The sequence below is a fragment of the Paenibacillus jepli genome (genome assembly GCF_047238105.1).
Classification (GTDB): Bacteria; Bacillota; Bacilli; order Paenibacillales; family Paenibacillaceae; genus Paenibacillus_D.
In genome coordinates this window covers 1,373,477-1,381,833 of the sequence record NZ_JBDFMD010000001.1, presented here as the reverse complement: position 1 = coordinate 1,381,833, position 8,357 = coordinate 1,373,477, and the positions used below count along the sequence as shown (strand labels likewise).

Sequence of the window (8,357 nt, the reverse complement as noted above, 5' to 3'; positions counted from 1 at the left end):
AAAGTTGAGTCATATACTCGGATAAAGGCGGTGAAGAAGTGTGAGGATGTTGGCGGTACGCCTCAGTCCAGTTGCAGATGATGGACAATACGAGAGGTTGCTTGCCCGCGTATCCCCTGAGCGTCAAAGCAAAGCTTCCCGGTTCCGTTTTCGTGAGGACGCGGTTCGTACGGCAGCCGGGGAACTGCTGCTGCAGCGACTCGTAGGGGCGGGCGACGGAACCTTGGCTTTTCGTTATTCGGATCGCGGTAAACCTGAGCTCATCGGACATTCCGGCGTGCAACACAATATTAGCCATGGCGGTCGCTATGTCATATGCGTGTGCAATGATGAGCCCGTCGGCGTCGATGTGGAGGAACTTCGGCCGGTAGACGACGGACTGGCGGAGAACTGCTTTACGAAGGTGGAAATGGCCTACTTGCAGGGAGCTGCCGACACGGCGGACAGGCTGGCGCGATTCTATGCCCTCTGGACAGGCAAGGAGAGCTACATCAAGTTAACGGGCGAGGGTCTTTCAACGCCGCTTCAATCTTTTGCAGTGCGGGTGGAGCAAGACATGGCCTGGCTGGAAACGGAGGAGGGAGCCATGCTGCCCGCTGCGCTGAAGCTGTGGAAGTTGGACGCGTCGCATGCACTGGCGGTATGCGCCGCCCGTCTTCCGGAGGAACTGCCTGTGCCGGTAATGACACTAGATGAGCTGTTGAAGGACTAGTAAACCGCCCGCAACCGAATAAGTGGCAGCTGGCCACCTCCCCGATCTAAGTGCAAAAAACCTCAAATCGCGCCTCCACAGGGTAACTCGACCCGGCTGACTAGCGTCTGTCCTAACGGGGACAGACGTTTTCAGACGCTCCAAAAAGAAAGCGTTGTCATCTTCTCGTTTTAGGCATATAATAGGTCTATAAGTAAATTATCGATAATCGATAATGCCGAGGGGAGATGTGGGCGCTATAAGAGGAAGCCAGTTATCCGAACCGGCCATATCCATCAGTGAGCATGTATACCGTTCGCTGAAGCAGGATATTCTGACCGGTGACATGCCGCCCGGCGTGCGGCTGATCGTCACGGAGATCGGCAGACGATTCAGCATCAGTCAAGCACCTGTCCGTGAAGCGCTGGAGCGGCTCAAGCAGGAAGGTCTGATCGTCGGTATTCCGAATAAAGGGTCCGTCGTCTCCTCGATTACAGCCAAGGAGATCAGAGACATCTTCGTGCTGCGAGAGCTTATCGAATGCTTCGCTGTCCGCCAAATCATTGGGACGTTGACTGTGGAGGATTACCGGACGCTGGAGTCGCTCATCACAGAGATGGACCTGGCCAGCAGAGTAAGGGAGCCTTTCCGTATCCTGGAGCTGGACATGGATTTTCATGAGTTCTTCTACATGAAGTGCGGCAATCAGGCGATCTTGGAACTGTGGGGGCGGTTGCGCACCAAAGTCATGCGCTTCATGGCGATCTCCAATCGCCACCATTCCACGGATAAGCTGGCCGAGTGGCATACCAAGCTTGTAGAGACTCTCAAAGCGGGGGATCCTCTGTTGGCGGAACAGGCCTTTATCGAGCATATGCACGCGTACAAAATGATCAGTATCGACGAATAGCTGCTACAGAAATTGTTCAAAACTAGTCCGCTTTTGGCAAGGGAAAGAACATCTTAAGCGAACGCATGCACCCTGGTACGACATCCTTGGGCTTCGGAAAGGGGAAACACGCATGGTGAACGAAGAGCTTTTATTCAGAGACGATATGATGATGACGTGGATGCGAGACCGTTTCTTGCAGCTGCTGACCAGCGGTCGACGCAAGTCCAGCTTGCCGCTGAAGCAGGCGTTTGACCAACTTGGACTGCATCCTTACTTTACGTACCCTGCCATCGCAGTACTGCAGCCGATCGGTAAGCGTCAGGATCCGCACTCCCAGACGGAGCAGCTGCGGCAGATTCTGGAGCAGCAGCTGCCGGAGACGGCTGTTGTATATATCGATGAACAGGACCGGGCGGCGATCTTGTTCTCCTGGAGCGTCCGGCATCTGCTGCCGGCGCTGCAGCGGACACTGGCGGAGCAGTGGCAGATGGATGTCGCGATCGGCATCGGCCAGCCTTGCCGCCAGCTGGCAGATGTACATCGGTCCTGCATGCAAGCCGACGCTGCGCTGCAGAGCCGCTTTTATCAGGGAAGCGCGCGCCTGCTGTATGCGAGTGAGCTGAAGCCTTACCGCTCGCTGGCAGATTATCCCGAGCAAGGGGAGAAGGAGCTGCTCGCCGCGATCAAGGCTTCGGAGAGCGAGCAGGAGCTGGCCGAGGCGGTGCACCGATTCTATGAGCCGCTGCTCCAAGAAGGACGGCCGGACATCAAGCAGATCTACGAGCTGACGATGAGACTGCTGATCCGCACCGAGAAGAAGCTGCTCGCTGATCATGGCTGCGGGGAGTGTCACGCGAGGACCGAGGTGACGGCGATTCCCGGCATGGAGACACTGGAAGAGCTGGAGCGCTATCTCGTGCGCTGCTATCTGCAGATCCGCAAGTCCCCGGTGTCCGAAGCCAAAGAGAATCATCGCCGCATCATCCAGAAGACGATACGATATATGGAGCAGGAGTGCGACAAGGCTACGCTGTGCGAAGTGGCCCGTAAGGTGTATATGACACCTACGTATCTCAGTCTGCTGTTCAAGACGAACACAGGCCATACCTTCATCGAGCATTTGACGCAGATCCGTATGGAAAAGGCAAAGGAGCTGCTGCGCACCACGCACTACAAGAACTATGAAGTCGCAGAGCAGGTCGGATACCAGGATCCGAGGTATTTCAGCCAGGTGTTCAAAAAGAAAGTCGGCGTCTCGCCGACCGAGTTCCGCGATGCGGTGGCCAACTGACGCCGCATCTCGTTTTCTGGACCTCGTGTATTGACGAGTTCCCGACATCTGTTTTCATCCCAAAAGCCCCCGCTGCAGCAAAAACTGCTTGCGGGGGCTTTGCTTTTATCACTTGCGAATGGAATCCTACAGCCGCACATCCCCGCCAGGACCGCTGCGCTCGGCAGCATCCTCCAGCTCCTTGTCCCAAGTCAGATGACGATACGGCCCGGCTGCTTCGTCGTTGTCGAACCAGCCCTTGAAATCCTGCCAGAGGTTCTTGTCCCAGGCGGCGTCGATCTGGGCGGTGGTATAGACGCCTTCCTTGAGGCGGACAAAGCCGAAGATGTCTCGTACCTGAGATTTCTCGGCTTGAACCACCGTAAGCTCAGCCAGATGCGGCGGGATGAAGATGACGCCGGAAGGCGTACCCAGCACGACGTCGCCCGGCATGCAGATCGCTTTGCCGATCCGCGTCGGACCGTTCATGCTGACCATCGTGACATCGCCGATCGCCGTAGGGTCGCTGCCCCGATAATATACGTTGATGTTATCAATCTCCACGATCTGCTGATTATCGCGGATGCCGCCCCAGACGACTGCTCCGCCCCGTTTGGTCCGGGTAGAGATGGCTGTGGAGAGATTGCCGCCCACGTAAGTGCCTAGGTGGATCTTATCGAACATGTCGACGACGACGACATCATCATCGGTCAGCGTATCGATGACCCATTGGTTGAAGAAGCCGCGTCTGCCTTCCTGCTCATGGCCATAATTCATCAAGGTTTCGTGCAGATCGGGACGCTTGGGCACCATCACAGCAGTGACAGCCCGGCCCACCATCGTTTTGTTCGGATGGATGATTTTGAAATCGCCTTCAAATTGAAACGTATATCCTCTGTTCCAGAGCGGCCCCCAGGCCTCCTCCAGCGTTATGCGGCGCATGCGTTCCAGGATATCCTCCGGCACCCGGGGTCTGCCATTGTCGAAGCGCTCCCCCTCCCATAGCGGCGTCAGCTGAATAATGTCCTCCCGATGATCGAATTTCAATATGAAGCACCTTCTTCCCTTAGAGTGGTCGAGCCGGACGCGGCATCTGCCGCAACCCTGTCATGCATAGGAAGTCTTACTCTTATTGTGCTGCAGTTTGATCCGGTTGTCGATGTGACTTTCTTGTGTTGTTTGAGAGACGTGCAGTGTAAATTTTCCCCCTATGCCAGAAGTCGTTCATGAAAGAAAACCGACATATTCATAAATTCTTCACCTTCCTTATGTAACCGCTTTCGTATACATTATAGAAACAGCCTCATAACACGACAGTCGCAAGAGGAGGAGGTCCATGTTTAAAAAAGAGAATAACCTTGCCGGCTATATTTTTATATCTCCCTGGCTGATCGGTTTCCTGCTGCTCACGCTCTGGCCCATCGCCCAATCCTTCTACTTGTCCTTCACCAATTATTCAATGCTGGACGTCGGCGCCCCGACGTGGCTAGGGACAGACAATTATGTCAAGATCCTGACCGATGATTCTACTTTTACCAAATCACTTACCGTTACTTTCATGTTTGTATTGATTTCCGTTCCGCTGAAGCTCTTCTTCTCGCTCATGGTCGCGATGGCGCTCGTCAAGAGCTTGCGTGGCATGAATGTGTACCGTACGGCCATCTATTTTCCTTCGCTGATCGGCGGCAGTATCGCCGTAGCGGCACTGTGGCGCAATATGTTTGGCGCCGATGGCTATATCAACCATATTCTTTCTTGGGTCGGTATTGAAGGTGCTGCCTGGATTTCCAATCCGGATACCGCGCTCGGTACGCTGATCCTGCTCAATACGTGGCAGTTCGGATCGACGATGGTCATCTTCCTCGCCGGTCTGAAGCAAATCCCTGGCGAGCTGTATGAATCGGCTTCGGTGGATGGAGCAGGACGTATCCGCAAATTCTTCAGCATCACGCTGCCGATGCTGTCACCGGTTATGTTCTTCAACCTGGTGCTTGGCATCATTGGTTCGTTCCAAATGTTTACCGCTGCCTTTATCATCACCAATGGCGGACCTGTCAATTCTACGTATATGTACGCCCTGTTCCTGTATGAAAAAGCCTTTAAGCATTACCAGATGGGATATGCTTCGGCACTCGCCTGGATTTTGCTGGTCATCGTCGCGTTGTTGACGCTCATCAATTTCGTAGCTTCACGCTACTGGGTATTCTACGAATCGGATGGGGGGAAAACGAAATGAAAACCTTTCGTGCGAGAGTACTTCCCCACATTCTGTTGATCGCGTTCTCACTTCTTATGATCTACCCGGTTATCTGGTGGGTTGGGGCTTCCCTGAAGCCGGCAGCAGAGCTTAGTCTGCCGACGATCTGGCCCACAGAGCCGATGTGGGAGAACTATACAAAGGGCTGGAATTATTCCAACCAGCACAGCTTCGGCCGATTTTTTGCCAATACCTTGCTGATGGAGCTGGGCAATGTAGTCGGTGGCGTCATTACTGCAGCGATCGTTGCCTACGGATTCGGAAGACTGAATTTCAAGCTTCGGGGCATGTGGTTTGCCATATTGCTGCTGACGATGATGCTACCTACTCAGGTTACTATTGTTCCGCAATACATTTTGTTTAATAATTTCGGTTTCACCGACAGCTACGTGCCGCTCATTCTGCCTCACTTTTTTGGCGGAGGCGCCTTCTTCATCTTCCTCCTGGTGCAGTTCATTCGCGGATTGCCGCGCGACCTGGATGAAGCGGCCAAAATCGATGGCGCGTCCGTATACGGCATCTTCGGCCGGATCATCCTGCCGCTCATCAAGCCGGCTCTGGTGACCGTAGGGATCTTCACCTTTATCTGGAGCTGGGATGATTTCTTCGGTCAGTTGCTGTACTTGAGTTCTGTGAGTAAGTTCACCGTCGGACTGGGCTTGCGCATGTTTATCGACCAGTTCGATGTCCAGTGGGGACAATTGCTGGCCATGTCCTTGCTGTCCGTCATGCCTTCCGCCCTGATCTTCATGTTCGCACAGAAGTACTTTGTAGAGGGAATCGCTACAACGGGGCTGAAAGGATAGCATTACACCCAATTAGAGAGGGGATAACACGTATGAAAAAAAGATATGCCAAAAGTGGGTCGCTGATCGCTCTTGCTTCTTTGCTCCTGATGACCGCTTGCTCCGGAGGCAGTAACAACCCTCCGGCGAACGACGGCGGTACTACAACTCCCGCTCCCGGCAACAACGGGGGCAGTACGGGAAGCGCAACCGAGCTTGGCATCATGTGGTGGGGAACGGATGCACGGCACGAAGCAACCAATAAAGCCTTGGACATCTACACGTCTCAGAATCCGAACATTACGTTTAAGACGGAAGCAATGTCTTGGGACGCCTACTGGCAGAAGCTGCCTACCTTAGCTGCCTCCCGGACGATCCCGGATGTCCTGCAGATGGATGCAGCCTACCTGCAAGAATACGTCACCCGCGGACAGCTGGCCGATCTCACCGATATTGATTTGTCCGGCATCGTCGAAGATACGGTCATCGAGAATCTGAAGATCGACGGCAAGCTGTATGTCATCCCACTCAGTCAGAATGCGCAGGGCATGGCCTTCAACAAAGAAGAGCTGGAAGCCCACGGCATCCCGCTGCCGCATCAGAGCTGGACCTACGAGGAGTATTTCCAATGGGCCAGAGACGCGCGCGAGAAGCTGCCGGCGGGCAAATATCCGATTGGCGACAGCGGAGCCTGGGCGGACTACAACAACTACCAGGTCGGTATGGGCGGCGAACCTATCATGGCGGACAATGGCAGAACGTTTAATCTTGATAAGGAAATGTTCATGGAGTTCTATTCGACTTACGCAGAGTTCAGGGAGCAAGGCATCGTTCCTCCTGCCGACCGGAGTGCGGCGTTCCAGGAAAATGATCCCCAGGCCGATCCGATGGCATCCGGCGTTGTGATGACCCGCGGCGCAACAACCGGCTCGGTAAGCGCCTTGGAGTTGCTGATGCCAGGAAAAGTCGGTGTCACGACCTTGCCGGTTGGACCAGCGGGCGGCGGATGGGCGCAATCGACGATATTCCTTGCGGTCAATGCAAGCACTCCGCACATGGATGAAGCCAAAACGTTCGTCAAATGGTTTATCACGGACAAGGAGGCGGGTAAAGCACTCGGTCTGACGAGAGGGATTCCAATCTCCGCTGAAAACTATGCCGAGCTGGAGCCGACCTTGGAGCCTAAGGATATCCTGGGCAAGGAACTCTACGACCTGGCGCTGGATAAGGCGATGCCATTCTATCCCGTGGCTGCGGGTTACTCGGAGTGGGCCGACAACTATGTCAAAGAAATGGAAGCCGTTAGCTTCGGGCAACAGACCATTGAGCAAGCTTACGAGAAGATTAACCGTGCAGGTATGGACATTGCTTCCAGAGCTGGTTAAGCCCGTTCTTCCCAGAACCATCTGAGCAACAGAAGGACTCGCCCGTCTCGGGCGGGTCTCTCTGCAGCTTACCGAAGCCGTTGGTCACGCGAAAGGAGAGATATGATGCAATTGGCCGAATTTTTCCCGTCGCAGCCGACCCGTCTCTGGCAGCTTGCGAAGCAGATGAATGTCAACCATGCGGTGAGCGGCCTGCCATGGGAAGAAAAGATGGAGCAGCCGTGGGAGCTGATGCCGATGATCCGGATGAAGCAGCGCTTCGCCGACCACGGGCTGACGCTGTCGGTTATCGAGTCGATGCCGCCGAGCAACAACATCAAGCTGGGCACGGAGGGGCGCGACGCCGAGATCGAGGTGTTCCAGCGCTTCATTACCCATATGGGAGCGGCCGGCATTCCTGTGCTGTGCTACAACTTTATGGCCCAGTTCAACTGGTTCCGCACCTCGACCACGACGCGGACCAGGGGCGGTGCGCTCGTCTCCAGTTATGATCACAGCCTGATGAAGGGGGCGCCCTTGACAGAGGCCGGAGAGGTGTCGGAGGCGCAGCTGTGGGAGAATCTGCATTATTTCCTGGAGCAGATCGTACCGGTCGCGGAGGCGGCTGGCGTCCGGCTGGCGCTCCATCCCGACGATCCGCCGATCACGCCGATCCGCGGCGTCTCCCGTATCCTGCGCAGCGCCGCTGCCCTGCAACGGGCGATCGACCTGGTGCCTAGCCCTTACAGCGGCATCACGATGTGTCAGGGCACGCTGGCGACAGCGGGCGAGGATATCCCGGCGACGATCCGGGCCTTTGCCGAGCAGGATAAAATGTTCTTCGTTCACTTCCGCGATGTCCGGGGCACCCCGGACAAGTTCGAGGAGACGTTCCACGATGACGGCAAGACCAATATGCTGGAGGCGATGAAGACTTACTATGCCGTAGGCTACAACGGGCCTGCCCGTCCCGATCACGTCCCGACGATGGAAGGAGAAGACAACGCCAACCCCGGTTACGAGCTGCTCGGCCGCTTGTTCGGCGTCGGCTATATCCTTGGTCTGATGGAGGCTGCTGCGGCGGGCTAATATGAGATG

General features: G+C 55.4%; 8 protein-coding genes. 7 read left to right on the top strand and 1 reads right to left on the bottom strand.

What is annotated here, in order from left to right; translation table 11 throughout:
- Positions 1-46 precede the first annotated feature (46 nt).
- From ABC336_RS06330 to ABC336_RS06320, 3 genes are all read left to right on the top strand, one after another.
- A complete protein-coding gene (locus ABC336_RS06330; RefSeq protein WP_413237866.1) occupies positions 47-712 on the top strand; it encodes a 4'-phosphopantetheinyl transferase family protein in 666 nt (221 codons plus the stop codon).
- 229 nt (positions 713-941) lie between these two features.
- Positions 942-1,601 carry a GntR family transcriptional regulator gene (locus tag ABC336_RS06325; RefSeq protein WP_413237865.1) on the top strand — a complete coding sequence of 220 codons (660 nt, stop codon included), beginning with the start codon at positions 942-944 and terminating at the stop codon, positions 1,599-1,601.
- A 112-nt stretch (positions 1,602-1,713) separates the two neighbouring features.
- The gene (locus tag ABC336_RS06320) at positions 1,714-2,874 is read left to right on the top strand and encodes a helix-turn-helix domain-containing protein (protein WP_413237864.1); all 1,161 of its coding nucleotides are present in this window, start codon (positions 1,714-1,716) and stop codon (positions 2,872-2,874) included.
- Positions 2,875-3,000: 126 nt separating this feature from the next.
- Here ABC336_RS06320 and ABC336_RS06315 read toward each other — a convergent pair whose 3' ends face one another.
- The gene (locus ABC336_RS06315) at positions 3,001-3,900 is read right to left on the bottom strand and encodes an RraA family protein (protein WP_413237863.1); all 900 of its coding nucleotides are present in this window, start codon (positions 3,898-3,900) and stop codon (positions 3,001-3,003) included.
- Between the two features lie 289 nt (positions 3,901-4,189).
- On the opposite strand from ABC336_RS06315, the gene ABC336_RS06310 reads away from it, so the two are divergent.
- The 4 genes from ABC336_RS06310 (at position 4,190) to ABC336_RS06295 (ending at position 8,348) form a co-directional block, all read left to right on the top strand.
- Entirely contained in the window at positions 4,190-5,089 is a 900-nt protein-coding gene (locus tag ABC336_RS06310) for a carbohydrate ABC transporter permease (RefSeq protein ID WP_413237862.1), read from the top strand.
- Complete coding sequence (locus ABC336_RS06305; protein ID WP_413237861.1) at positions 5,086-5,916, top strand: carbohydrate ABC transporter permease; 831 nt, start codon at positions 5,086-5,088, stop codon at positions 5,914-5,916. The genes ABC336_RS06310 and ABC336_RS06305 overlap by 4 nt, the downstream gene beginning before the upstream one ends.
- Positions 5,917-5,948: 32 nt before the next feature.
- A complete protein-coding gene (locus ABC336_RS06300; protein WP_413237860.1) occupies positions 5,949-7,280 on the top strand; it encodes an ABC transporter substrate-binding protein in 1,332 nt (443 codons plus the stop codon).
- 105 nt (positions 7,281-7,385) lie between these two features.
- Positions 7,386-8,348: a mannonate dehydratase gene (locus tag ABC336_RS06295; protein ID WP_413242453.1), complete on the top strand. Its 963-nt coding sequence runs from the start codon at positions 7,386-7,388 to the stop codon at positions 8,346-8,348.
- Positions 8,349-8,357 lie beyond the last annotated feature (9 nt).

Excerpts from the sequence above, each read along its gene's own strand:
- ABC336_RS06330 (WP_413237866.1), top strand. The coding sequence starts at position 47 with ATGTTGGCGGTACGCCTCAGTCCAGTTGCAGATGATGGACAATACGAG.
- ABC336_RS06320 (WP_413237864.1), top strand. The coding sequence starts at position 1,714 with ATGGTGAACGAAGAGCTTTTATTCAGAGACGATATGATGATGACGTGG.
- ABC336_RS06310 (WP_413237862.1), top strand. The coding sequence starts at position 4,190 with ATGTTTAAAAAAGAGAATAACCTTGCCGGCTATATTTTTATATCTCCC.
- ABC336_RS06305 (WP_413237861.1), top strand. The coding sequence starts at position 5,086 with ATGAAAACCTTTCGTGCGAGAGTACTTCCCCACATTCTGTTGATCGCG.
- ABC336_RS06300 (WP_413237860.1), top strand. The coding sequence starts at position 5,949 with ATGAAAAAAAGATATGCCAAAAGTGGGTCGCTGATCGCTCTTGCTTCT.
- ABC336_RS06295 (WP_413242453.1), top strand. The coding sequence starts at position 7,386 with ATGCAATTGGCCGAATTTTTCCCGTCGCAGCCGACCCGTCTCTGGCAG.